This is a genomic window from Gordonia aichiensis NBRC 108223, from assembly GCF_000332975.1.
Taxonomy (GTDB): Bacteria; Actinomycetota; Actinomycetes; order Mycobacteriales; family Mycobacteriaceae; genus Gordonia; species Gordonia aichiensis.
Genome location: NZ_BANR01000058.1, coordinates 98,305 through 122,121, shown reverse-complemented (window position 1 = coordinate 122,121; position 23,817 = coordinate 98,305). Strand labels below are relative to the sequence as shown.

The following is a 23,817-nucleotide window of genomic DNA, read 5'->3' as shown; positions in this document are numbered from 1 at the left end:
CAGCACCCCGCATGCCGCCTCAGCACCCCGCATGCACCGTGAAGGGATCGGTCGGCGCCTCGAAGACCTCGACGTCGAGTCTGAGTTCGTCGGTGAGCAGGCGCGCAACCTCTGCGCACCACGGGAATTCGGTTGCCCAGTGCCCGGCGTCGACCAGCACGGGTCCACCCGCGCGCAGGGCCTCGTCGACCGGATGGTGCCGCAGATCGCCGGTGAGGTAGAGGTCGACCCCGAGTCCGCGCACGGTGTCGAGCAGCGAATCACCCGCCCCGCCACACACCGCCACCATCTCCACGACGCGGTCGGGATCACCGGTCGCGCGCACTCCCCACGGGGAGCGCAGCACGCCTGCTGCCCTGGTGACGAACTGTCCGACCGTCGTCGGCACCTCGAGTCGCCCGACCCTGCCCAGCCCCGCATCGGAGTCGATGGGCTCCTCGGCGAGAATGTCGAAGGCAGGTTCCTCGTATGGATGGGCAGAGCGCAGTGCGGCGAGAACGGAGCGACGGACCCCGCGCGCGGCAACCATCTCCACTCGCGCCTCATCGACGTGCGTCCGCTCACCCAGCGAGCCGATCGTCGGGTTCGCGGCACCGCGGGCCTCGAACTGTCCGACGCCCACCACCGTCCACGCGCAATCGCGATACTCGCCGATCGCACCTGCACCCGCAGCGAACATCGCCTCGCTGACCTGCTCGGCACTGCCCTCGGGCACCATGACGACCCACTTGTCCATCGGTGCGAGAGGGGCGGGCGCCACCGGTGACGTGTCGACGACGCCGAGCACGCGTGCGAGCGCATCCGATACTCCCCCACGTGCACTGTCGGCGTTGGTGTGTGCGGTGAACAACGCCGTGTGGGAACGGATCAGCCGATGCAGAATGCGGCCTTTCGCGGTATCGGCGGCCACCGAGTCGACACCCCGCAACAGCAGCGGATGGTGCGCGACGATGAGGTCGACGTCGGCTTCGATCGCGGCGTCGACCACGGCGTCGGTGACGTCGACGCAGATCAGTGCGCGCCCAACCGGTTCGGCGCGATCTCCGCAGACCAGACCAACCGAATCCCACGCCTCCGCCAGTCTCGGCGGGTACGTGGAATCGAGCAGATCACACGCACCGCCCACCGAGGTCACGGCCGCAGTCTCGTCATCGCGGGTCATCGTCGAGGTCCTTCCGTACGCGGGTCAGGGCATCGACCATCGTGTCGACGGTGGCGTTGTCGCGCACCGCGAGTCGCACGTGGTCATCACCGAGGCCGACGAAGTTGGCGCAACTTCGCACGCCGAAACCCTCGGCGCGAAGTGCGTTCTTGAGCGCGAGGCCGTTCGGCGTCTCGATGAGCACGAACGGGGCCGCAGGTTCGGTGCTCACGGCGACCCCGGCGAGGGCGAGGCGCTCCACCATGAAGTCCCGCTCGGCGATGACGGTACGCGCGGCGGCGTCGCAGAAACGCTGCCCTGCGGGGCCGACGCATTCTGTGAGGGCTGCGAGTGCGGGTGTCGAGAGCGGCCAGGGTCGTCTCCCGCGGCTCAACGCCTCGACGATGGCCGGCGCCGCCAGCAGATAGCCCGCGCGAAGTCCCGCGAGTCCGAACGTCTTTGTGACGCTGCGGATCACGACGACGTCATCACAGCGCAGCGAGGCGAGTGACTGCGGCTCACGGTCGCCGCTCGCCTCGTCGACGGTGAGATCGGCGAACGCCTCGTCGACCACGAGTATCCGTCCCGGCTTGCGCATCGCCTCCAGCGCAGCCCTGCTGTGCAGCACAGAGGTGGGGTTGGTGGGATTGCCGACGACGACGAGGTCGGCGTCGGCGGGAATGCGCTCGCCGATGTCGGTGGGATCGATGTGCCACGGCGGTGGCAGAACCACCTGGGTGATGGGGATTCCTGCTGCGCTGAGCGCGATCTCGGGCTCGGTGAACGACGGCTGGATGAGCGCGGCGTGTCGGGAACCGAGCCGCGGCAGCATCTCGAATCCGTCCGCGGCTCCGGCGAGCAGCATGACCTCGCCCTGATCTCGTTGGTGCAGAGCACAGATCGCTGCAACAGCGGCGTCGACGTGCTCAGCGGCCGGGTACGACGAGAGGTGGGCGCAGGCATCCACGATCGCAGCGCGGACGAAATCGGGGGCACTGCCACGGACGTTGACGGCGAAGTCGACGACTCCTGGCTCCACGTCGACGTCGCCGTGCCGACCGGGTCGGTACACGCTCTCCTCCGGTGGCGAGGCTTCTGTCATAACCGTCGAGCCTAACGGGCGCAGGTCGGGCGATCGATGGCTCGAGCATTCGCCCGTAGACGAATCGGCGGGTGATCGAGAAGCCGGGCGCAACCCGCCCTTCGACCCGGTACGGCCGTACATGTCACGATGGAGTGGTGACCTCTCCGGCAGATCCGCGGGATCCGCGGACCGTACTGTTGTTCGACCTCGACGGCACGATCACCGACAGCTTCTCCGGCATCGTCAACAGCTTTCGCCACGCACTGGCCGAGGTCGGGGCGCCCGAGCCGCCCGATGACGTGGTCGCCGGAGTCGCGGGGCCCCCGATGATCGACACACTGACCGGCCTCGGACTCGACCACGAGACCGCCGACGCGGCGATGCGCGCCTACCGCAGGCGCTACACCGACGTCGGCTGGCTCGAGAACTCCGTCTTTCCCGAGGTGGGCGAACTCGTCGGGGATCTGGCGCGCCAGGGTCGGACGATGACCGTTGCGACGTCGAAGAACGAGAACACCGCACGAGCGATCCTCGACCACTTCGCACTCGCCCCTCACTTCACGGCGATCTGCGGCGCCAGCGACGACGGCTCTCGTCGGAGCAAGGCAGACGTGATCGCGTGGGCGCTGACGCAATCGGGTGTCACCCCCCACCCCGAAACCGGTCTCCCCGATCGCCCCGTCGTCATGATCGGCGATCGGTCGCACGACGTCGAGGGCGCCGAGAGCTTCGGAATCCCGACAGTCTTCGTCGCGTGGGGCTACGCTCGGGCGGGGGAAGGGGACGCAGCCGCGTGGCGCGTCGATTCTGTCGTCGATCTGCGTGAGGTCTTAGGTGTCTGATCAACTGGAGGTCTGTTTCGTGTGCACCGGCAACATCTGCCGGTCACCCATGGCACAGAACATTTTCCGATCTGCCGTCGAAGACGCGGGGCTGGCTGATCGGGTCCGCGTCACCAGCCGCGGCACGAGTGGCTGGCACGTCGGCGAACCCGCAGACAATCGAGCACGCACCGAACTGCTCGCCCACGGCTACTCCGATGCACACACGGCAGCGCAGCTGGCTCCCGACGACTTCGACGCCGACCTGCTCGTCGCCATGGATTCGGGCCACGCCAAGGATCTCGAGCGCAAACGTCTCGGCGACCGCGTCCGCCTGTTGCGCAGCTTCGATCCGTCCGCAGGCGACGACCTCGACGTCGCCGATCCGTACTACGGAACCCAGGACGATTTCGCGCGCACGCGCGAGCAGATCGAGGCGGCGGTTCCGGGCATGTTGGCCTGGGTGCACGAGCGGCTGGCCAACACGTAGCCCGCGAGCCGTCGAACGGCGCCCCGCGCAGCCCACCTGCAAGGGCGCCTCGGTACCGTTGAAGCATGCGCGTGCTGCGGACATTTCTGCGGCCAGGGTGGATTGCCCTGGCCGTGGTGGTCGTCGCATTCGCGGCGCTGTGTTTCTCGATCCTCGCCCCGTGGCAGCTGGGTAAGAACAGCAGAACCAGTGAACGCAATCACCTCATCGAACAGGCCGTATCGATCGCACCTGTCCCGCTGGCATCCGTCTCGCCTCCGGGTACCGGGTTCCGATCCGACACGGAGTGGCGTGAGGTCCACATCACGGGGACCTTCCTGACCGATAAGCAGGCACTGGTCCGGCTGCGATCGGTCAACGAGCGTCCGGCCGTCGAGGTCCTGACCCCCTTCCGGGTCGCCGGTTCCGACCGGGTGCTCGTCGTCGACCGCGGATACGTACGCCCCGAACAGGGCCAGACGCCCGTGGTGCCCGCGCCGCCGCAGGGTGAGGTGACCATCGACGGTCGAATCCGGGCCGGCGAGGGTACGACGCCCGGCCGCGGCGCCGCGGATGTCGACGGGGCACTGTCGATGTACACCATCGATCCCGCAGAGCTCTCCCGCGCGACCTCGACCGCCATGGACCCGTTTTACATACAGATCTCACCGAATCAGCCGGGAGCTCTCGGTGAAATCCCGCTCCCCCAACTCGATTCGGGTCCATACCTCTCCTACGGGCTGCAGTGGCTCGCATTCGGCATCATGGCTCCCCTCGGGGCCGGATACTTCATCTACGCCGAGGTCAAGCAGCGACGACGCGCGCGCGGGGCCGCGAACGCCGCTGGTACGACGTCGGCGGAGGACACTACGGCGACCGTGGACGAGACATCCGGCGCCGCACGCTCGGGAACGCCGGTAGCGTCATCGCACGCGGTGGCGGTCGTCGGCTCCGATCGCGCAACTCGCCGTAAGCGGTTGCGTGCCGAGCTGCGCGGCGACTCCGTTGTCGACGACGCCGAGCATTCCGACACCTCGCGAATCGGCTTCGGACCCGACACCGAACACGCACCCGACGATGTCCGCGACAAGCTCACCCAGCGCTACGGCGGCTGATCCGTCGTCGCTGACTTACCTCACCGATCACGGAGGCGACGAGCGCGCTCGATGCCAGTGCGCCGAGTTGCACCCGGCGCGACAGGCGCGTCGTCGAGTACAGGTCAGCGACTCCCGGGGGACGGCCGTCTCCGAGGGACGGACGATTTTCGACGCCGTGCCGATAGATCGTGCGACCGCCCAGGCGTAGACCCAGCGCACCAGCGAACGACGATTCGACGACCCCCGCGTTCGGGCTCGGATGTGCTGCGGCATCACGTCGCCACGCGCGCGACGCGCCCCTTGCGTCGGGTCCCAGTACGACGACGAGCACTCCTGCGAGTCGAGCGGGCATCAGGTTCGCGAGGTCGTCGAGTCGGGCCGAGGCCCATCCGAATCGTCGATACCGCTCGTTGCGGTAGCCGACCATCGAGTCGAGAGTGTTGATCGTCCGGTACGCGACCAGCCCGGGTACACCTGCGAGCCCGCCCCACACCAACGGGGCCACGGCGGCATCCGAGGTGTTCTCGGCGATCGATTCGACCGCGGCACGCACGATTCCAGCAGCGTCGAGTTGGTCGGGGTCTCGCCCGCACAGGCTGGGTACCAATGCTCGTGCTGCACCGATGTCGTCGGCGTGGAGTCCGTCGCCGACCTGCTGACCGACACGAACGAGCGTGGTGCCGCCGAGTGTCGACCACGTCGTCGCGGCCACCAGTGCGACCCGCAACGCAGGCGATCCGACGTGTCTCGCGACCCGGTCGACGCCGACCGCGACTCCGGTCGCAGCGCCCACCGACGCCAGGGCGAACAACGCCCCAGCCCCGCGGGAGTCGGCGTACATTTGCTGCTCGAGCCGCCCGATGAGGTGCCCTATACCTGCCACCGGATGCCACCGACGCGGATCGCCGACCGCGCGGTCGAGCACGAATCCGAGACACAGTCCCACCGGGATGTCGAGAGCGGTCCGCCGGGGTGCTTGGGCCTGCGAGCGTTGGGCGGTACTGGTGGGGACGCGACGCACCGCGCGATCGTATCGTCATCGCATGGCCACACCCCGTCGCGCACCCGTTCCGGGTAGCCACCCGATCGATACCGGCACCGCGGAGGTCGTCGCCGACCCGATCTCGGGCGGCTGGTTGCTGCTGATCAATGGAACCCATAGTTCGCACATCCACCCCGACGACCCGTCGGCTCTCGATTTCGAGTATCTGCGCCAGATGGCTGCCGTCATCGACGATCGCTTCCCCGATGCGTCGACGCCGCTACGAGTTCTGCACCTCGGCGGTGCCGCGTGTGCGCTCGCGCGCACTCTCGCCGATCGCTATCCGCGTGCGAGGCAGGTCGCCGTCGAGATCGACGCCGAACTCGCCCGCCTCGTGCGCGAATGGTTCGATCTGCCTCGCGCACCTCGGCTGCGTATCCGAGTCGGCGATGCGCGCACAGTGACCGAGTCGCTCACCGAGGGTTCCCGAGACGTCGTGATTCGCGATGCGTTTGCCGACGCACGCACGCCGTCACATCTAACCACCGTCGAATTCGTGCAGGCCGTGAAGCGGGTGTTGACACCTGGCGGGCTCTATCTGGCGAACTGCGGAGACGCGCGGACCCTCGATCTGGTGCGCGCCGATGCGGCGGCGGTCGCCGACGTGTTCGCCAATGTCATGCTCATCGCCGATCCCGCAATGCTCAAGGGACGTCGAACCGGCAATGTCGTCGTTGTCGGCAGTGACGACGAGCTCGGCCCGTCAACGGGATTGGTACGCACTCTGCTGAGCGATCCGTTGCCCGCACGCACGATGTCCGGTGTCGAAGCGAGGCGATTCGGGCGCGGACACTCCCTTCGAGATCCCGAACCATTTGTGCCATGAACGCACGAAATGGTGGTCAAAACCCTCGGAATCGGCTGTCTGAATGACAAATTTTTTCGTTCCGCAGATCCATTGATGCGGTATCTCAAACCTCGATAGAAAGCCCGTTCGACACGTCAGATCACATAGTCGAGGCGGGCGATCACGGCCCTCGCGAGCTCGTCATCGCCGGTGACGATGACCGCACTCGGATCGGCATCGCGTCGCCCTCCCGCCAGTCGAGCGAGTTCGACGCCGTCGACGTGGAGGGTGACGTCGGCGGCGTCATCGCCTCCCTCGAATGCATCGACGAGACCGGCCCGGCCGTTCACCGCGACCCGGACGACACGAGGTGCACTTCCGACGACTTCGAAGCGAACGGTACTGCCGTCGGGGGCTGCGGCGCGCTTGCCCACCACGAACGGCAGCGACGCGGAGATCTCGTCGAGGGCCGCGCCCGCGGGGACCGGATCGGACGGTACCGAACCGTCGGCAAGCGCGTCGCGCAGGTCGATCTCGTGGATCCAGCAGTCGAAGACGCGGATACGCATGAATCGCCCATAGGTGTCCGGACCGGCAGGTGTGGCGCTCTCCGCGTCGAACTCCTCCGGCGACATCGCCAGAAGTGCCGCAGTGCGGACCTCGATGATCTCGTCGAGCGCAGCGAGCACCTCATCGCGCGACTTGCCGCGGAAGTGGTCCACCCATCGCTCGTTGAGTTCACCGATCGGATTCCTGACGTGCGAGCGAGCGGTGATGTCGTCAGCGGCCTCGACATCGCGCCCCGCGAGCATGCTCTCGGTGCCGATGATGTGGGCGACGATGTCGGCGTTGGTCCAGCCCGGCAGTACCGACGACGCCGACCACTGCTCATCGGTGAACTGCCCGGCCAGCGTCCGCAAGGCAGACCATTCGGCTCGCAGCGCAGCGGTGATCGCGTCCTTGTCGACGACGGTGTGTGCCATGTCCTCGCCTTTCGGTAGGTGGAGTGGGTGTGTAAACCGCTTGCCTGCATCGATGACCGAACTCGACGATGCGGGCGGTTCGATCGATCAGTGCACGGGCTGGGTGCAACTCGCGGGGGCTGCCGCCAACGAGCACCATTGCGCCGGCCGAGTCGGACGATACGCCTGCCCTACCCCGTTGTGTGCGGTGACGTCGCGATACGCGGAGACCGCATCGGTCGGCTGTCTGCGCAGCGTCGGATCCGTCTTGACGTCGACCGTATACAGTCCGAATCGTGGTGTGTACGAACCCCATTCGTAGTTGTCGGTCAAACTCCAGTAGTTGAATCCGATGACCGGGATGCGGTCGGCGCGCGCCCGGGAAACCCAGTAGACGAGGTCGCGGAGGTGGTCACCGCGTCGATAGCCGTCGCGGCGCGGCTTACCGTTCTCGGTCGGCATCCCCGTCTCGATGATGTAGAGCGGCTTGCCCGGATAACGCCGTGCGAGGTCGCGCAATGCATAGTAGATGCCGTCTGCGGATACCGAGGCATTCCACGCGGTGTCCGTCGCGGCGTTGATCGCGCTCAGGTCGCGCACCGACGCCGAGTAGTAGTAGTCGAGTCCGATGAAGTCGAGGGAGTCGCGCACGCGGTCGACGAACGCGGCGTCGAGGACCGGCTCCACCGTCGGCACGTAGGCGATGTTCGAGGACACCTGGGCACCCGGTTGGCGCTGATGGATGTAGCGATAGATCGACGTGTGCACGTCGACGAGCCGATCACGCATGCTCGCGGCGGCACTCGCGGACAGCCCGCCCATGCGTACCTCGTTGAGGATGTAGACCGCGGGTTCGTTGATCGTGATCCAGAGCGGGTCGTAGCGCGCATACCTGTCGACGACGAATCGGGCGTTGCGTAGCCAGGCCGTCGGCGTCGAGGCGTTCGACCATCCGCCACGCGAGGCCACCCAGCCCGGGTAGACCCAGTGGTCGAGAGTGATCATCGGGCGCATTCCGGCGCCGACGATCGCGGCGATCATGTCGTCGTAGTAGGCGAGCTCTCGCCGGTCGACGACCCCCGGCCGCGGCTCGATGCGGGCCCATTCGACCGACACGCGATACACCTTGACGCCCAACGACTTCGCGAGTGCGATATCCGAGCGGTAGCGGTGTCGGAAGTCGACGGCCGTCCCCACGGGGTCGTCGACTTTGCCTGCCGCGACGTACCTGCTCCAGTTGCTGTCGGGCGACGATCCTCCCGAGCGGAGTCCTTCTGATTGGAAGCCCGACGACGACACGCCCCACAGGAATCCCTGCGGCAACGTGCCCGGTCCCGCTGTCACCGGCGCAGCAATCGCTTGCGCGGGCAGTACCCAGACCGTCGCGAGCAGCGCGGACGCCAGCACCATCAGCGGCGCTGCGAGTCCTCGTCGACGGCGCTCCCGGATGACGCTCCTACCGAGTCTTGTCGCACACCGTCCACGCATCTGCATGTCGCTCAGCATCGCAAACCCGGTCCCGCAGCACAGCCGGATCGGCACGACTGCGCCAGAATGCCCAGAAGCCCAAAATGCACGGACCCCTGGATGCCCGGGCTGCCCTGATAACAGGGATCCCCGGATGCCCTGCGTGGGTCGCTCCGTTGTCGGTCGCACCCACTATTCTTTGTGCGTGCCGCAATCCGCCCGACGCAGCGCTTGGCGCTCTGCGATCTCCGTCGCCCTCGGTGTGCTCATCGTCCTCGCCGTCGTCTCGGTTGCCGAGACCGTGCCAGCGGCGAACGCTGCGCAACCGTTGCGCGGGGCGGCCGATCTCTCCGGCTGCGCGGGTCCGCATCGGCTCGCACCGGGGACGTCCAAGCACACCACCGAGGTCGATGGCGTCGAACGCGGTTACAGCGTGACCGTGCCCGCCGGGTACAGCGGACACTCGGCGTATCCGTTGATCCTCGCCTTCCACGGTCACGCTGAGCCCGCCGCGACCTTCGCCCGGTTCACGCAACTCGGGCAACTGCCTGCGATCGTGGTCTACCCCGAGGGGTTGCGCGGCACCGACGGACTCGTCTCCTGGGAGGGCGCTCCCTACTCCTCGCCTCGCGCCGACGACGTCGCGTTCACCAGGTCCATCCTGCGTGAGGTCAGCGCCGGCGCGTGTATCGATCCCGCTCGCACCTATGCGGTCGGCCGGTCGAACGGCGGTGGGCTCGTCGCCATGCTCGCGTGCCGCATGCCCTCCGATTTCGCCGCCTACGCCGTGGTGAGCGGGGCGTTCTACGACGTCGGCCGCCCCAACTGCCCCGGCGCTCCACCAGCGTCGATCATCGACTTCCACGGCACCGCCGATCAGACCATCCACTACGGCGGCGGTGTACGCCACGGCGGTGCCTACACCCCGGTGATGACCTGGCTCTCGGGATGGGCTGCGCGCGACCGCTGTTTCCCACAGCCTCTCGAGTTCCCCGTCAACCGATACGTGACGCGCGTCGACTGGCCGTTCTGCGCGGCGTCGGGCCACGAGATCACCCATTACCGGATCAACGGCGGCGCGCACGTGTGGCCCGGTTCCACCGGAAGTCCGTCGAAGGCCGGTCAGCTGAGCAATTCGATCTCGGCGACCTCACTCATCTGGCAGTTCTTCACCCGCCACGCGAAGTGACACCGCACAGTCGTATCGAGGACCACTTGTGTCCGCAATCCGGGCGACAATGACCGCATGCTCGATTCGTCGGCACGGCTCCTCCAGCTCCTGTCCCTGCTTCAGATGCGGCAGGAATGGTCGGGTGACGACCTCGCCCGACGACTGAACATCACGACGCGCACGGTCAGACGTGACATCGACAAGCTCCGTGACCTCGGTTATCCCGTCGACTCGACAGTCGGCGTCGGCGGCGGCTACCGCTTGGGCGCAGGCGCGGAGATGCCCCCGTTGCTGCTCGACGACCAGGAGGTACTCGCCGTCGCACTCGGCCTCAACGCGATCGGCAGCGCTGCCGTCAGCGACATGACCGAGGCCTCCGCGGGAGCACTCGCAAAGTTGCGACAGGTGATGCCCTCGCGGTTGCGTCATCGTCTCGATGCCCTGACACTCGATTCCCTTCCTCAGGGACGGCGCGATACCGAGGTAGCCGCCGCGGTTCTCTCCGACATCGCCACCGCGTGCCATCGCCACGAGCGTCTGCGTTTCGACTACCAGCGCCACGACGGCACCGGGAGTCGACGCGAGGTCGAACCGTACCGCCTGGTGCGCAAGGGATCTCGCTGGTACCTCGTGTCCTGGGACCCCGACCGCGACGACTGGCGCTCGTTCCGGGTGGACCGTATGAGAGTCAAAACCCCCAACGGCGCGCGCTTTTCGCCCCGCGAACTCCCCGAGGGCGGTGCCGCGGCGTATCTGGCCCGCAGCCTCGGCGCGGCCTACCGGTCGGCCACCGCTCGCGTGCGTGTCCACGCGCCGCTGGCGATCGTCGAAGCCATGGTCGACGACGCTTGGGGCACAATCGAGTTCGGCGACGGCTCGAGCTGCGACGTCACGCTCTACGCGACGTCGCTGACCTCCATCGCGCGGTGGCTACACGCCTTCGACGCCGACTTCTCGGTTCTCGAACCTCCTGCACTCCGCGAGGAGTGCCGAGCGGTTGCACAGCGGCACCTCCAACTCGCCGAGCGATACCGCCGCGCATAGATCGTGCAGAGCACTTCCGCCCGCCCGCTCGCGTTCTCCTCGTGGGCGCGTGATCCCTCGTGGTCGCGTGACCGTGATGGTCTCGTGACCAGGCAATCACGAGTGGGCCACGTCCTCCCGCGCTCGCTATCGTGGCGGAAATGCGACTACTGGTAACCGGCGCGACCGGATACGTCGGCTCACGACTGGTCCAAGCACTTCTCGACGACGGCCACGAGGTCGTCGTCGCGTCGCGCTCGCCGAAGCGACTGTCCCGGTACGGATGGGCCGACGAGGTCACCGCCGTCGAGATGGACGTCGACGACGCCGACTCGGTGCGTGCCGCGCTCGACGCGGCGAGCGCGGGCGGACATCCCGTCGACGCCATCTACTACCTCGTGCACGGGATCGGGCAGGCCGACTTCGCCGACGGCGACCGCGCTGCGGCGCACAACGTCGCGCAGGCCGCTCGCACCCTCGGCATCGCTCGCATCATCTACCTGGGTGGTTTCGTACCCGACGGCGACAAGATGTCAGCACACCTGCGCAGCCGGGCCGATGTCGGCGAGGGGCTGTCCATCGAAGGCGGCGCCGAGGTCGTCTGGTTGCGTGCGGCGGTCATTCTCGGCGCGGGCTCGACGTCGTTCGAGATCCTGCGCTACCTCGCCGACCGATTCCCGGTGATTCCCGAACCCGGCTGGATCGACAACCCGATGGACCCCATCTCGATCCGGGATGTCATCCACTACCTCGTCGCGGCAGCCGACCCGTCACTACCTGCGGGTTCCTACGACATCGCCGGACCGGACACGGGTGTCTACCGGTCGATCCTCGACGAGTACCTTCGCGCGATCAAGATGCCTCGGGCCCGCGTGCGGGTTCCCTCGATCAGCACGCGGCTCGCGGGTAAGGTCGGGGGCATCGTCACTCCAGCCCCAGCAGCGCTGACCGAAGAGCTGGTCACCTCGCTGCAGTACCCGATGCGAGCCTCCGAGCACCGCATCACCGAGTTCGTGTCCCCGCCGCCCGGAGGCCTGACCAGTATGAGAGACGCCATCCGCGCCGCGGTCGCCTCGCCCTATCCCCGCCCGGTCAACGAACTCGCCGATCTGCACCATCTCGCCGATACCGACCCCGATTGGGCCGGCGGAGACTGGCTGCGTGCCCGGCGCACCGCGGTCGGCGCCATCGTCGGGGTCGTCGGGACGGCCGCGGGTGTCGCACTGATCGGTCGCCGCATACTCGGGCGCCTCCTCCCCTGATGTCCACGACGTCCTTGCCACCCGCGATCGCGCGGGTCCGCGACGCCGTGTGCGTCGACCGCAACGCCGACGCTCCCCTGTACTCGACTCGACGCCGCCTCGGCGTGCTGGCCTTCCTACTCCTCGGCGCGGTGTTGCTGGGAGTGTCCCTATCGGTGACCCCGGGCGACACCGCGTTCTATCCGCTGACGCTGGGTCTCGCCGCGACCTGGATAGTCGGGGCCGTGGTCACCGGCCCGCTTCCCGCCGGTCGATTCTCTCTCGACGCAAGCTCGGGAACGGTGTCGAACACGGTGTGGCTCGGCGTGGCCGCGGGTGCCGCGCTCGGGGCGATCTTCGTCGTCGGTGCATTTCTCACCCGTCTGATTCCTCCCCTCAGCGACCTCGTCAGCAAGGTCCTCGCGTTCGCCGACTACGGCAGCATCGGCGTCGTCACGGCGATCACCCTCATCAACGGCCTCGCCGAAGAGCTCTTCTTCCGCGGTGCTGTGTATTCGGCCGTCCGCCCCTACCAGCCCGTTCTCGTCTCGACAGTCGTCTATGTGATCGCCACGCTGGCCAGCGGAAACGTGATGCTCGGGTTCGCAGCGATCCTTCTCGGCGCCCTGTGCGCAGTGCTGCGTCGCTGCACGGGCGGTGTCGTGGCGCCGATCTGCACGCACGTGGTCTGGTCGACGATCCTGCTGTTCGCCCTCCCGCCGATCTTCGGCTGACTCCGCTCGCTGAGCGCAAGACCGCATTTGTGTGCCCAGTCCAAGGATGTGTGTGCTGTGGCACCCACATCCTTGGATCCGACCCACATTCTCGATGCCGCCGGAGCGACTGCCATGGGCGGTTTGGGTTCCGACCGACCGACCGGCTAGATTCGTGTGTTGACGCGCGGCCTGTGTGGTCGACGCGTCGAGCGCGTATAGCTCAGCGGTAGAGCTCTGGTCTTACACACCAGCGGTCAGGGGTTCGAATCCCTTTGCGCGCACGTAACTCCCCGCGGCTCCGTATGCCGCATGCGCCCGATCGTTGTCGGTGCCGCCTGATACGTTCCCTCCATGCTGAACAACCCCGGTTCCCGCCGCTCCGACTTCACCTGGCCTGTCGTGGCGAGCGTTGCAGTGGCCGTGGCGTTCCCCGCTGCGCATGCCGCTACCGCTTCTGCATCTCCGTCAACATCTCCGTCAACTCCTGCCGCACCGGCTCCCGTCTCGCCGACGCAGGTCGCGGCGGCGAGCGCACAGACAACCCTCGACAGTCTCCCGGTGAAGGGGCGTGCACCCAAGACGGGATACTCACGCGCACAGTTCGGTCAGGCGTGGTCCGACGACGTCACGGTCGCCGACGGCCACAACGGCTGCGACACCCGCAACGACGTCCTCCGGCGCGACCTGACGGGCGTCGTCCTCAAGCCGAACACGCGTGACTGCGTCGTCACTTCCGGCACCCTCGACGACCCGTATACGGGAAAATCCATCGCATTCACACGAGGCACCACCACGTCGTCGAAGGTGCAGATCGACCATGTGGTGGCGCTGTCGGACGCGTGGCAGAAGGGCGCCCAGCTGCTCTCGGCGGAACAGCGTCGGAATCTCGCCAACGATCCACGCAACCTCCAGGCCACCGACGGCCCCACCAACCAGGCCAAGGGTGCGGGCGACGCCGCGACATGGCTGCCGCCGAACAAGGCTTACCGATGCACGTACGTCGAACGGCAGATCCAGGTCAAGGCCGTCTACCATCTGTGGGTGACTGCGGCCGAGAAACAGGCCATGATCCGCATCCTGTCCAATTGCGCTGCGCCCGAGGGCACGTCACCGTCAACGCCAGCGCCCACATCACCGCCTGCCACGTCGGGGGTTCCTCCTGCACAGAACGGTCCGGCCGGCGTGACGTACGCGAACTGCTCGCAGGCGCGGGCGGCAGGTGCTGCGCCGCTGCACCGCGGGCAACCCGGATACTCCGCGCGCCTCGACCGAGATGGTGACGGCGTCGCGTGCGAATGAGTTGCGCCACTCGACCCTGCGCGTGAACTGATCAGCCGACGCCGCGCCCCGTGCTCTCGATCAGCTGGGGGCGTCGAGGTTCATCTCGTCGGGGTGCATACCCACCCGCTCGCCGTTGTCGAGGGAGGCGATGCGTTCCATGTCCTCGTCATCGAGTTCGAAATCGAACACCGTGATGTTCTGCTTGATCCGATCCTGGTGAACCGACTTCGGGATCACGATCAGGCCTGACCTGATGTGCCACGCGAGGACGATCTGGGCCGGTGAGCGCCCGTACTTGGCGGCGATGTCGCCGATCGTCGAATCCGAGAGGACGGTGTTGGGCTTCGAGTTCGGGCCCCACCCCGACCCCGACGTCCCGCCGAGCGGACTCCACGATTCGACCGCGATGCCGTGCTCGCCGGCGAAGCCACGCAGCTCACGCTGCTGCAGATGCGGATGCAATTCCACCTGGTCGACGGCGGGCAGGACCCCACCTCGATCGATGAGCCACTGCAGGTGGTGTGGTTCGAAGTTGCACACTCCGATGGAGTGCGCCTTTCCGTCGGCGAGTATCTTCTCCATCGCGTCCCAGGTGCGCATCAACTGGTCGCGATCCTGCAGCGGCCAATGGATCAGATACAGGTCGACGTAGTCGGTGCCCAGCGCGCGCAGACTGGTGTCGACGGCGGCGAGTGCGCGCTCGTATCCATGATCGGCATTCCACAGTTTGGTCGTGAGGAACACGTCCGACCGCAGCACCGACGACGACGCGATGCCTTCTCCGACGCCCGCCTCGTTGCCGTAGGCGGCTGCGGTATCGATGTGACGGTAGCGCGCGTCGTCGATAGCGAAGCGGACCGCGTGCTCAGCCTCCTCCGACGTCGCCTGCCACACGCCCAGCCCGAGCTGCGGGATCTCGACGCCTGAATTGAGTTCGATGAGAGGAGCACCCATGTCTCCGGTGTACCAGAGACGGCCCTCGCGCCACCGCACCTCGCAGCACCACCGCAGCGAGCACCCGCCGGGTGCCCCGGTCTGACGTATCGTCACCACCAGCGACATCTGCCCAGCCGGGCATCTGCGCACCCGACGAGAAGGGACCCCGATGACCGGGACCGTCACGCCCGGCGATCCGTCGGTTCTCGGAGCGACCGTCACCCCGCGGGGAACCAACTTCGCCGTCAGTTCCGGCGGAGATGCAGTGTGGCTCTGCCTCTTCGACGACGACGGCACGGAGACACGCCTTCCACTCCCGGGCGCGAGATCGACGTGTGGCACGGATTCGTCGAAGGGGTGTTCGCCGGTACCCCCTACGGATTCAGGGTCGACGGCCCGTTCGCACCTGACCACGGACTGCGCTACAACCCCGCCAAGCTCCTCCTCGATCCCTATGCCAGACGTATCGACGGCGAGGTCCACTACTGCGACGCCCTCCTCGACCACGACGTCGACGACCCCTCTCGTCCCAGCACGCTCGACTCGGCGCCGTACGTCCCGCGCAGCGTCGTCACCGATCCGCTCGCACCGAGGCCCCGTCGTCGGCCTGCCGCGGATGCACAGCCGCGCCGTCCGGCTGCGGAGTTGGTGATCTACGAGGTTCACGTTCGCGGATACACCATGACGCACCCCGAGATTCCCGACGATCTGCGAGGCACCTTCGCCGGGCTCGCACATCCTGCGGCCATCGATTACCTCTCATCGCTCGGGGTGAACGCAGTCGAGCTCCTGCCCGTGCAACGCAGCATCGCCGAGCCCGAACTCGCCGCCTCGGGCCTGACGAACTACTGGGGCTACAACACCATCGGCTTCTTCGCACCGCACAACGGCTATTCGGCTGCCGAGCGCGCAGGATGCGGCACCGACTCCGTCGACGAGTTCCGCGACATGGTCGACGCTCTGCACGATCGGGGGATCGAAGTCATCCTCGACGTCGTCTACAACCACACTGCGGAGGGCGACGACTCCGGGCCGACTCTCTGTCACCGCGGCCTCGACAACCGCGCGTACTACGTCCTCCACCCAGACGACGGCTCGTGCGTCGACACCACGGGCTGCGGCAACTCGGTCGCGGTGAGCCATCCGACGACGTTGCGGATGATTTGTGATTCACTGCGCTACTGGGCATCTCTCGGTGTCGACGGCTTTCGTTTCGACCTCGCACCGACACTCGCTCGTCGCGGGGTCGAGCACGACGGCGGAACCTTCGACCCCGCGTCGACCTTGCTGCAGGTGCTCGGTCAGGACGAGGTCCTCTCGCAGGTGCGGCTGATCGCCGAACCGTGGGATGTGGGACGCCACGACAGTCATCAGCTCGGTGCGTTCGGTCCGGAGTGGGGCGAGTGGAACGACCGCTACCGCGACTGCATCCGCGATGTCTGGCGCAGCCGCGAGGGCATGCTCGCCCCGCTGGCACGACGCCTGACGGGCTCCGCCGACATCTTCGGCGGCAGCCACCACGATCCCGCTCTCGTGAGCCGACGCCGCGCCGCGTCGATCAACTACGTGACGTGCCACGACGGGTTCACGCTGCACGATCTGGTCTCCTATGAGCACAAACACAACGGCGACAACGGTTTTCAGAACGCCGACGGAACCGACGACAACCGGTCGTGGAACTGCGGAACCGAGGGCCCCACCGACGACCCCGCGATCCTCGGGCTACGGCGACGCCAGATGCGTGCGATGCTCGCGACGCTGTTCCTGTCCGCGGGAACCCCAATGCTGCTCGGCGGCGACGAACGCGGCCGCACGCAGCGCGGCAACAACAACGCCTACTGCCAGGACAACGCCACCGGCTGGTTTGACTGGGCGTCGAACGACGAGGAACTCGTCGCATTCACCCGCGACCTCATCGCTCTGCGACTGGGCCACAGCGCCCTGTGCCGCACAGCCGTCGAACGCGGGGAGGCGCCCGACTGGTTCACTCCCGCGGGTGATCCCATGACCGAGAGGGACTGGCAGAACCCAGATGCGCGCGGCACCGCCTGGGTGCTGCGGCCACCACACATCGCCCGCTCCCGAACACATCTGGCAGATAACCGCTTTATCGTGCTGCTGAACGCATGGTGGCAGGACGCCGAATTCGCGCTGCCCGCCGCGCTCGCGCAGGACGAGTGGGACGTGATGGTCGATACGTTCGCGCCAGAGGCACCGTCGACGGTCACCGACTCGGCGTGCCGGGTGCGCTCGCGATCACTCGTCGTGCTGCGCTCTGCGGATCGGCATTAACACGGAATTCCCTGGTGCCGTGTACATCTACTGCGCGGCGGCCGCTCCGAGTGCGATCTCCCAGTGCGATTCGGTTCGCGCCTCGCCGGGTCCGACGACGTCGCGGAACCCGATCCTGCCGTCCCGCCCGACGAGAAACGTTCCGCGATGGGCGAAGCCGCGCCCATCATCGAATACCCCGTAGTTGCGTGCGACCTCACCGTGCGGCCAGAAGTCGGAGAGAATCGGGAAGAGAAAGCCCTGCGCCGAAGACACACCTTGTGCGTGGGCGGCGGACCGACCGACACCGTAACGGCCGCAACCTCGTCATTGACGAACCGCTGATAGTTGTCGCGGATGAAACCGAGCTCGCCCTGACACGTTCCGGTGAAAGCGAGTGGGAAGAACACGATCAATACCTGACGGTCATCGAGCAACCGCGACAACCTGACCCGCTGGTTGTTCTGGTCGCGCAACTCGAAATCGGGAGCGACATCTCCGACCGACAGCACCCGCTGTGGGCACGGCGTGACATCGGCGTTCGACATGTCCGTGGCACGAGCAATCGAAGCGACCTCGGGGGTCGAGTCGTCGCTCATGCTCGCTTTCCGGGCCGCGCCTTCGGCTGCACCAGACGCGAACCCGACCATTCACCCAAACTCACGACGTTGGTTTGCGTCAGCCCGGCCGTCGGCGCGGCCTCGGCGATCTCGCTGGGATCGACGTAACCGGGGTTGCCGGTCTTGGGTGAGACGACCCAGACGTAGCCGTCGTCGGCAAGCGGCGAAATGGCATCCATGAGGCGATCAACGAGATCACCGTCGTCGTCGCGCCACCACAGCCATACGACGTCGACCACGTCGATCGCGTCCTCGTCGAGCATCTCGGCGTCGATCGCGTCCTCTATGTCGGCGCGCAGGTCGTCGTCGGTGTCCTCGTCCCAACCGAGTTCCTGCACCACCATTCCTGGTGCGAAACCGAGTTTCTGGGCATTGCTGCCCTCGGAGCCATTGCCCCCGCTGCCCTCGGAGCCATTGCTCCCTGTGGCGGCTACCACCGCGTGTCGACCTCCTACCGGTACGTTTCCAGATCTCATTGCGCTTCTCAGCTTAAGAGACAGCGTAGAGGACCTCAGTCCAACATGAGGAGGCTCCGCGCGCCAACATCGACACGAAAACTGTCGGCGGGAAGAACGCTAGCCAGACGAACGGCAGACGGCAGCGATGCGCGATCGTCATCACCCGGTCGGAGGTGACGTCGTGGTGCTCGGCTGACTCTCAGACGCCGACTGAGGTCCAGGCGTCACCGACGTGGCCGGCGGAGGTGGCAGATAGGCGCGGCAGGCGTCGAGCACCGCTCGGCGGCTCGCGGTCCACCGATTCGACGCCACGTTGAGCTCCACGGTCTGACGCCTGCCGATCACGTCACCGAGCGCGTTGCTGCTGTCGACGAACGATCCGACGACGGTACCGAGGTCACCTGGCACATCGGCGGTGCGTTTGGGCCGGACCATGTCGGTGCCCGCGATGAGCGCAGCACGCGCTTTGTCGCCCAGATCGCCTACCTTGTCGTAGGACTGCACGTCGTTGAGTCGGGCGATGAATGCGTTGTAGCCACGCAGCATGACCACCATCGACGTGGTCGACGTCGCGCAGAGTTCGGCCGCAGCCCTCGCCGAGTTCGCCTGCCGGGCCGTCGACACGTCGGAGCGATAGGCGGCAGCCTCACCTGGCGCCGGACCCGCGCTGCCCTCGACCGACGAACAGCCCGACATCACGAGCATCACGGTCGCTGCGGCGAGCAGTGCGGGGCACGCGCCTACCGCGCGTCGCATCGCTCGTCTTGTCATGTCTCCCCCACGGCTGCTTCCCCGACGGCCGTTGCCCATTCGGCACCAAACACGCGAAACGCTACCCCAGCCCGGCCGACGATTACCGCCGAGACCACCCGCACCGGTGCCAACGGGCGTGACATGGGGCACGATGTGAGGTGGACGACCGAGTCCGCACACCAACGCGACCCGTCGCCGAATTGTCGTCATGCCGGGCACCACCGTGTCCCGGCCGAACGAGGGAGTGGGCATCACCGTGACCGAACAGGCAGCCAGCACCGACACCGGCACCACCGGTATCGGCACCGCGACCGGAACCGCGTCGACCAAACCGGCGGGGTCGCGTCAGGGAGGCAGCCAACGCAACCCCCGGGTACGGGTCATCCGCGAAGGCGTCGCCTCGTATCTTCCGGACATCGATCCGGAGGAGACCGGCGAATGGCTGGAGTCCTTCGACAAACTCGTCGAATCCGAAGGGCCTCAACGCGCCCGGTACCTGATGCTGCGTCTCCTCGAGCGCGCCGGCGAGAAGCGTGTCGCCATCCCATCGCTGACCTCGACCGACTACGTCAACACGATCCCCACCGAGAGCGAACCGTGGTTCCCGGGCGACGAGGAGGTCGAGCGTCGATTCCGGAACTTCATCAGGTGGAACGCCGCGATCATGGTCCACCGCGCGCAGCGCCCCGGCGTCGGCGTCGGCGGTCACATCTCGACCTATGCGTCGTCTGCCGCTCTCTACGAGGTCGGCTTCAATCACTTCTTCCGCGGCATCGACCATTCCGGCGGAGGCGATCAGGTCTTCATCCAGGGTCACGCGTCGCCGGGCATCTACGCACGTGCATTCCTCGAAGGCCGGATCAGCACCGACCGTATGGACGGATTCCGCCAGGAGCACAGCCACGCAGGTGAGGGCGGCGGTCTACCCTCCTATCCGCACCCGCGACTGATGCCGGAGTTCTGGCAGTTCCCGACGGTCTCCATGGGTCTCGGCCCGATGAACGCGATCTACCAGGCCCGTTTCAACCACTACCTCCACGACCGCGGCATCAAGGACACCTCCGATCAGCATGTGTGGGCGTTCCTCGGCGACGGCGAGATGGACGAGACCGAATCACGCGGATTCGCCAGCTTCGCGGCGACGGAGGCTCTCGACAACCTGACCTTCGTCATCAACTGCAACCTGCAGCGCCTCGACGGCCCGGTCCGCGGCAACGGGAAGATCATCCAGGAACTCGAGTCGTTCTTCCGTGGCGCCGGCTGGAACGTCATCAAGGTCATCTGGGGTCGCGAGTGGGACGCCCTACTGCACGCCGACCGCGACGGCGCGCTGGTCAATCTGATGAACACCACTCCCGACGGCGATTTCCAGACCTACAAGGCAAACGACGGGGCCTTCGTCCGCGAGCACTTCTTCAACCGCGACCCGCGCACCAAGGAACTCGTCAAGAACATGTCCGATGCCGAGATCTGGAAGTTGCGGCGAGGCGGCCACGACTACCGAAAGATCCATGCGGCCTACGCTGCCGCTCTCGCCCACAAGGGGCAGCCGACGGTGATCCTCGCGCACACAATCAAGGGCTACACCCTGGGCAAGCACTTCGAGGGGCGCAACGCGACGCACCAGATGAAGAAACTCACCCTCGACGACCTCAAATCGTTCCGCGATTCCATCCACATCCCGGTCAGCGATGCCGAACTCGAGAAGGACCCCTACCTCCCGCCCTACTACCACCCGGGGATGGACGCACCGGAGATCCAGTACATGCTCGATCGCCGCACACAACTCGGTGGCTTCCTACCGACGCGCCGCACCACATCGAAGTCGCTCAAGGCCGATCTGAGCGGAGCCATCAAGGCGACGGCCAAGGGGTCGGGCAAGCAGCAGGTCGCAACGACTATGGCGCTGGTGCGCGTCTTCAAGGAACTGTTGCGCGACAAAGAGGTCGGCAAGCGCATCGTGCCGATCATCCCCGACGAGGCACGCACGTTCGGCATGGACTCGTGGTTCCCGACCCTCAAGATCTACAACCGCAACGGCCAGCTGTACACCTCGGTCGACGCCGAGCTGATGCTGGCGTACAAGGAGAGCGCAGAGGGACAGATCCTGCACGAGGGGATCAACGAAGCCGGTTCGGCCGGATCGTTCACCGCGGTCGGCACGTCCTACGCCACCCACGACGAACCGATGATCCCGCTCTACATCTTCTATTCGATGTTCGGTTTCCAGCGCACAGGCGACAGCTTCTGGGCCGCCGCCGACCAGATGGCCCGGGGCTTCATCATCGGCGCAACGGCCGGCCGGACCACGCTCACCGGTGAGGGCCTGCAGCACGCCGACGGCCATTCGCCGCTGCTCGCGGCCACCAATCCCGGTGTGGTCTCTTACGATCCGGCCTTCGCCTACGAGCTCGCGCACATCGTCGACGACGGATTGCGCCGCATGTACGGCGACAAGCCAGAGAACATCTATTACTACCTCACCGTCTACAACGAGCCGATCAACCAGCCCGCCCAGCCGGAGAACCTCGACGTCGCAGGCGTCCTCAAGGGGATGTATCTCTACCAGCAGGCTCCGTCGAACAAGGAGCTCTACGCCAACATCCTCGTCTCGGGCGTGACGATGCCCGACGCCTTGAAGGCCGCGTCGATTCTGGCCGACGAGTGGAACGTCGGCGCAAATGTCTACTCAGTCACCTCGTGGGGCGAATTGGCGCGCGACGGCATCGCGTTCGATCGCGCTGCGGTACGTGAACCCGGAGTGACGCACCCGCAGCCGTACGTGACCGAAGTGCTCGCCGACAGCGTCGGGCCGTCGATCGCGGTGAGCGACTACATGCGTGGCGTCCAGGAGCAGATCCGCGCCTACGTGCCCGGAACCTATCTGACTCTGGGCACCGACGGATTCGGGTTCTCCGACACGCGACCGGCTGCGCGGCGGGTGTTCAATGTCGACGCGGAGTCGATCGTGGTCGCGACACTGGTGGGACTTGCTCGCGACGGCAACATCCCGTTCACCACGGCAGCGCAGGCCGCCGAGAAGTACCGGATCACCGACGTCCACGCGGCCGAGGTGTCTTACGCCGACACCGGCAGCGCCTGAGTGCGGTCTCGACGCCGGGCGATCGGCCCGCCGTCGAGACCCGACCACCTCGAGGGCACGACTACATTGAGGATGTGTCCGAGCCCAACATGACGCCCCCGCCCGTCGACGTCTTCGGCGCGCGGGGCGCGCATGTGCCCGCACCGGCAACCGTTCACGATGCGCTCCCGGACACGCTGCTGCGCCGGGTCAAGCAGTACAGCGGGCGACTGGCCACCGAGGCCGTGCACTCGATGGCCGACCAATTGCCCTACTTCTCCGACCTCGATGCGGCACAGCGCGCGAGTGTGCAGTTGGTCGTGCAGACCGCGGTCGTGAACTTCGTCGAGTGGATTCAGGATCCTGAGGGCAACGTCAATTTCACCATGCAGGCGTTCCAGGTCGTGCCGCAGGATCTCGCTCGACGCATCTCGCTGCTCCAGACCGTTGAGATGGTTCGCGTCGCCATGGAGTTCTTCGAAAAATGGCTACCACTGCTCGCACGCAACGACTCACAATTGCGCGCCCTGACCGAATCGGTACTGCGCTACGGGCGTGAGATCGGGTTCGCTGCGGCGTCGATCTATGCATCTGCGGCCGAATCCCGCGGCGCCTGGGATTCGCGCCTCGAGGCACTCGTTGTCGACGCCGTCGTCCGCGGCGACAGCGGCCCTCAGCTGATGTCGCGCGCGGCGGCGCTGAACTGGGACTCGGATGCGCCGGCCACCGTCATCATCGGCGCCCTGCCGCCCGAGCAGAACGTCTCCGTCCCCCTGGCCATCCACAACACCGCAAAGCAGCACGATCGTGCAGCTCTCTCGGTGGTTCAGGGCTCGATGCTGGTGGCAATCGTCAGCGGCCCGATGCTCACCGGTGACGATTTCGGAGTTGCCCTCCTCGAGCATTTCGCCGACGGCCCGGTGGTCATCGGGCCGACGATGCCCAACCTCACCGCCGCTCATGCCAGCGCCAACGAGGCGATGGCCGCCATGGCTGCCGTCGACGGATGGCCGAACGCCCCACGACCGGTGCACAGCGTCGAATTGCTACCCGAGCGCGCGCTCAACGGAGACCAGTCGGCCATCGCCACGCTCATCGATACCCTCGTCCGGCCGCTCGCCAAGGGCGGGCCGACTCTCGCGGCGACCCTCGAGACCTATCTCGACACCGGCGGCTCGGTCGAGGCGTGCGCGCGCGAACTGTTCATTCATCCAAATACTGTTCGCTATCGCCTCAAGAAGATCGCTGAATTGACCGGACGTGACCCAACACACTCTCGAGATGGCTATGTCCTACGAATAGCGGGGACAGTAGGACGTTTGACACACTTCAAGAACGAATCGTCGTCACGAGCAACATGAGAAACATTGTTAACAGGACCGTCGTACCGTTTAC

The 23,817-nt window shown here is 66.7% G+C and carries 20 protein-coding genes, 1 tRNA gene and 1 pseudogene; 13 read left to right on the top strand and 9 right to left on the bottom strand.

Annotated features, from left to right (window positions below; translation table 11 throughout):
• Positions 1–19: 19 nt before the first annotated feature.
• The gene (locus GOACH_RS22880) at positions 20–1,162 is read right to left on the bottom strand and encodes a Nif3-like dinuclear metal center hexameric protein (protein ID WP_005180680.1); all 1,143 of its coding nucleotides are present in this window, start codon (positions 1,160–1,162) and stop codon (positions 20–22) included.
• On the bottom strand, positions 1,149–2,243 hold the full coding sequence (gene cobC, locus GOACH_RS22875; RefSeq protein ID WP_040519621.1) for an Rv2231c family histidinol phosphate aminotransferase CobC: 1,095 nt from the start codon (positions 2,241–2,243) through the stop codon (positions 1,149–1,151). The genes GOACH_RS22880 and cobC overlap by 14 nt, the downstream gene beginning before the upstream one ends.
• A 137-nt stretch (positions 2,244–2,380) precedes the next feature.
• Here cobC and GOACH_RS22870 point away from each other — a divergent pair, with 137 nt between their 5' ends.
• The 3 genes from GOACH_RS22870 to GOACH_RS22860 all read left to right on the top strand — a co-directional run bounded on the left by GOACH_RS22870 (position 2,381) and on the right by GOACH_RS22860 (position 4,630).
• The gene (locus GOACH_RS22870) at positions 2,381–3,067 is read left to right on the top strand and encodes an HAD hydrolase-like protein (RefSeq protein ID WP_005180676.1); all 687 of its coding nucleotides are present in this window, start codon (positions 2,381–2,383) and stop codon (positions 3,065–3,067) included.
• Positions 3,060–3,536: a low molecular weight protein-tyrosine-phosphatase gene (locus tag GOACH_RS22865; RefSeq protein WP_005180672.1), complete on the top strand. Its 477-nt coding sequence runs from the start codon at positions 3,060–3,062 to the stop codon at positions 3,534–3,536. The genes GOACH_RS22870 and GOACH_RS22865 overlap by 8 nt, the downstream gene beginning before the upstream one ends.
• Positions 3,537–3,601: 65 nt before the next feature.
• A complete protein-coding gene (locus GOACH_RS22860; protein ID WP_005180669.1) occupies positions 3,602–4,630 on the top strand; it encodes an SURF1 family cytochrome oxidase biogenesis protein in 1,029 nt (342 codons plus the stop codon).
• Here GOACH_RS22860 and GOACH_RS22855 read toward each other — a convergent pair.
• Positions 4,608–5,633 (bottom strand): cobalamin biosynthesis protein, encoded by a 1,026-nt coding sequence (locus GOACH_RS22855; RefSeq protein WP_005180667.1) that lies wholly within the window; start codon positions 5,631–5,633, stop codon positions 4,608–4,610. The genes GOACH_RS22860 and GOACH_RS22855 overlap by 23 nt on opposite strands.
• 22 nt (positions 5,634–5,655) lie before the next feature.
• Between GOACH_RS22855 and GOACH_RS22850 the strand changes: the two genes are divergently transcribed.
• Positions 5,656–6,480 (top strand): spermidine synthase, encoded by an 825-nt coding sequence (locus GOACH_RS22850; protein WP_005180665.1) that lies wholly within the window; start codon positions 5,656–5,658, stop codon positions 6,478–6,480.
• A gap of 116 nt (positions 6,481–6,596) precedes the next feature.
• On the opposite strand, the gene GOACH_RS22845 is transcribed toward GOACH_RS22850, so the two are convergent.
• Together GOACH_RS22845 and GOACH_RS22840 are read right to left on the bottom strand one after the other, a co-directional pair.
• Positions 6,597–7,424 carry a maleylpyruvate isomerase family mycothiol-dependent enzyme gene (locus tag GOACH_RS22845; RefSeq protein ID WP_005180663.1) on the bottom strand — a complete coding sequence of 276 codons (828 nt, stop codon included), beginning with the start codon at positions 7,422–7,424 and terminating at the stop codon, positions 6,597–6,599.
• 87 nt (positions 7,425–7,511) lie between these two features.
• Positions 7,512–8,813 (bottom strand): family 1 glycosylhydrolase, encoded by a 1,302-nt coding sequence (locus GOACH_RS22840; RefSeq protein WP_005180662.1) that lies wholly within the window; start codon positions 8,811–8,813, stop codon positions 7,512–7,514.
• A 319-nt stretch (positions 8,814–9,132) separates the two neighbouring features.
• On the opposite strand from GOACH_RS22840, the gene GOACH_RS22835 reads away from it, so the two are divergent.
• From GOACH_RS22835 to GOACH_RS22810, 6 genes are all read left to right on the top strand, one after another.
• Entirely contained in the window at positions 9,133–10,059 is a 927-nt protein-coding gene (locus tag GOACH_RS22835) for a CE1 family esterase (protein ID WP_005180660.1), read from the top strand.
• Positions 10,060–10,116: 57 nt separating this feature from the next.
• On the top strand, positions 10,117–11,085 hold the full coding sequence (locus GOACH_RS22830; RefSeq protein WP_005180658.1) for a helix-turn-helix transcriptional regulator: 969 nt from the start codon (positions 10,117–10,119) through the stop codon (positions 11,083–11,085).
• A gap of 140 nt (positions 11,086–11,225) precedes the next feature.
• Positions 11,226–12,326, top strand: a complete 1,101-nt coding sequence (locus GOACH_RS22825; protein WP_005180655.1) for an SDR family NAD(P)-dependent oxidoreductase — start codon at positions 11,226–11,228, stop codon at positions 12,324–12,326.
• Positions 12,326–13,039 carry a CPBP family intramembrane glutamic endopeptidase gene (locus GOACH_RS22820; RefSeq protein WP_040519619.1) on the top strand — a complete coding sequence of 238 codons (714 nt, stop codon included), beginning with the start codon at positions 12,326–12,328 and terminating at the stop codon, positions 13,037–13,039. Before GOACH_RS22825 ends, GOACH_RS22820 begins: the two co-directional genes overlap by 1 nt.
• A gap of 191 nt (positions 13,040–13,230) precedes the next feature.
• Positions 13,231–13,302, top strand: a tRNA-Val gene (locus tag GOACH_RS22815).
• Positions 13,303–13,372: 70 nt separating this feature from the next.
• The gene (locus GOACH_RS22810) at positions 13,373–14,320 is read left to right on the top strand and encodes a GmrSD restriction endonuclease domain-containing protein (protein ID WP_005180652.1); all 948 of its coding nucleotides are present in this window, start codon (positions 13,373–13,375) and stop codon (positions 14,318–14,320) included.
• Between the two features lie 60 nt (positions 14,321–14,380).
• Here GOACH_RS22810 and GOACH_RS22805 read toward each other — a convergent pair whose 3' ends face one another.
• Positions 14,381–15,256: an aldo/keto reductase gene (locus GOACH_RS22805; protein ID WP_040519638.1), complete on the bottom strand. Its 876-nt coding sequence runs from the start codon at positions 15,254–15,256 to the stop codon at positions 14,381–14,383.
• Positions 15,257–15,505: 249 nt separating this feature from the next.
• On the opposite strand from GOACH_RS22805, the gene glgX reads away from it, so the two are divergent.
• Positions 15,506–17,530, top strand: coding sequence for a glycogen debranching protein GlgX (gene glgX / locus GOACH_RS22800; RefSeq protein ID WP_005180645.1), 2,025 nt, complete (start codon positions 15,506–15,508; stop codon positions 17,528–17,530).
• A 27-nt stretch (positions 17,531–17,557) separates the two neighbouring features.
• On the opposite strand, the pseudogene GOACH_RS22795 reads toward glgX, so the two are convergent.
• The 3 genes and pseudogenes from GOACH_RS22795 to GOACH_RS22785 all read right to left on the bottom strand — a co-directional run bounded on the left by GOACH_RS22795 (position 17,558) and on the right by GOACH_RS22785 (position 19,358).
• Positions 17,558–18,057, bottom strand: a pseudogene (locus GOACH_RS22795) (redoxin domain-containing protein).
• Positions 18,058–18,104: 47 nt separating this feature from the next.
• The gene (locus GOACH_RS22790; RefSeq protein ID WP_005180642.1) at positions 18,105–18,566 is read right to left on the bottom strand and encodes a DUF3052 domain-containing protein; all 462 of its coding nucleotides are present in this window, start codon (positions 18,564–18,566) and stop codon (positions 18,105–18,107) included.
• A gap of 180 nt (positions 18,567–18,746) precedes the next feature.
• Entirely contained in the window at positions 18,747–19,358 is a 612-nt protein-coding gene (locus GOACH_RS22785) for an Rv2240c family protein (RefSeq protein WP_245551999.1), read from the bottom strand.
• Between the two features lie 190 nt (positions 19,359–19,548).
• Between GOACH_RS22785 and aceE the strand changes: the two genes are divergently transcribed.
• Together aceE and GOACH_RS22775 are read left to right on the top strand one after the other, a co-directional pair.
• Positions 19,549–22,443, top strand: coding sequence for a pyruvate dehydrogenase (acetyl-transferring), homodimeric type (aceE, locus tag GOACH_RS22780; RefSeq protein ID WP_005180638.1), 2,895 nt, complete (start codon positions 19,549–19,551; stop codon positions 22,441–22,443).
• 89 nt (positions 22,444–22,532) lie between these two features.
• Positions 22,533–23,783 carry a PucR family transcriptional regulator gene (locus tag GOACH_RS22775; RefSeq protein ID WP_174320867.1) on the top strand — a complete coding sequence of 417 codons (1,251 nt, stop codon included), beginning with the start codon at positions 22,533–22,535 and terminating at the stop codon, positions 23,781–23,783.
• Positions 23,784–23,817 lie beyond the last annotated feature (34 nt).

Bases quoted from the DNA above. Each gene is read 5' to 3' on its own strand.
- GOACH_RS22880 (WP_005180680.1), bottom strand. From the start codon at position 1,162: ATGACCCGCGATGACGAGACTGCGGCCGTGACCTCGGTGGGCGGTGCG.
- cobC (WP_040519621.1), bottom strand. From the start codon at position 2,243: ATGACAGAAGCCTCGCCACCGGAGGAGAGCGTGTACCGACCCGGTCGG.
- GOACH_RS22860 (WP_005180669.1), top strand. From the start codon at position 3,602: ATGCGCGTGCTGCGGACATTTCTGCGGCCAGGGTGGATTGCCCTGGCC.
- GOACH_RS22850 (WP_005180665.1), top strand. From the start codon at position 5,656: ATGGCCACACCCCGTCGCGCACCCGTTCCGGGTAGCCACCCGATCGAT.
- GOACH_RS22845 (WP_005180663.1), bottom strand. From the start codon at position 7,424: ATGGCACACACCGTCGTCGACAAGGACGCGATCACCGCTGCGCTGCGA.
- GOACH_RS22840 (WP_005180662.1), bottom strand. From the start codon at position 8,813: ATGGTGCTGGCGTCCGCGCTGCTCGCGACGGTCTGGGTACTGCCCGCG.
- GOACH_RS22830 (WP_005180658.1), top strand. From the start codon at position 10,117: ATGCTCGATTCGTCGGCACGGCTCCTCCAGCTCCTGTCCCTGCTTCAG.
- GOACH_RS22825 (WP_005180655.1), top strand. From the start codon at position 11,226: ATGCGACTACTGGTAACCGGCGCGACCGGATACGTCGGCTCACGACTG.
- GOACH_RS22820 (WP_040519619.1), top strand. From the start codon at position 12,326: ATGTCCACGACGTCCTTGCCACCCGCGATCGCGCGGGTCCGCGACGCC.
- GOACH_RS22810 (WP_005180652.1), top strand. From the start codon at position 13,373: ATGCTGAACAACCCCGGTTCCCGCCGCTCCGACTTCACCTGGCCTGTC.
- GOACH_RS22805 (WP_040519638.1), bottom strand. From the start codon at position 15,256: ATGGGTGCTCCTCTCATCGAACTCAATTCAGGCGTCGAGATCCCGCAG.
- GOACH_RS22785 (WP_245551999.1), bottom strand. From the start codon at position 19,358: ATGACAAGACGAGCGATGCGACGCGCGGTAGGCGCGTGCCCCGCACTG.
- aceE (WP_005180638.1), top strand. From the start codon at position 19,549: ATGCCGGGCACCACCGTGTCCCGGCCGAACGAGGGAGTGGGCATCACC.
- GOACH_RS22775 (WP_174320867.1), top strand. From the start codon at position 22,533: ATGACGCCCCCGCCCGTCGACGTCTTCGGCGCGCGGGGCGCGCATGTG.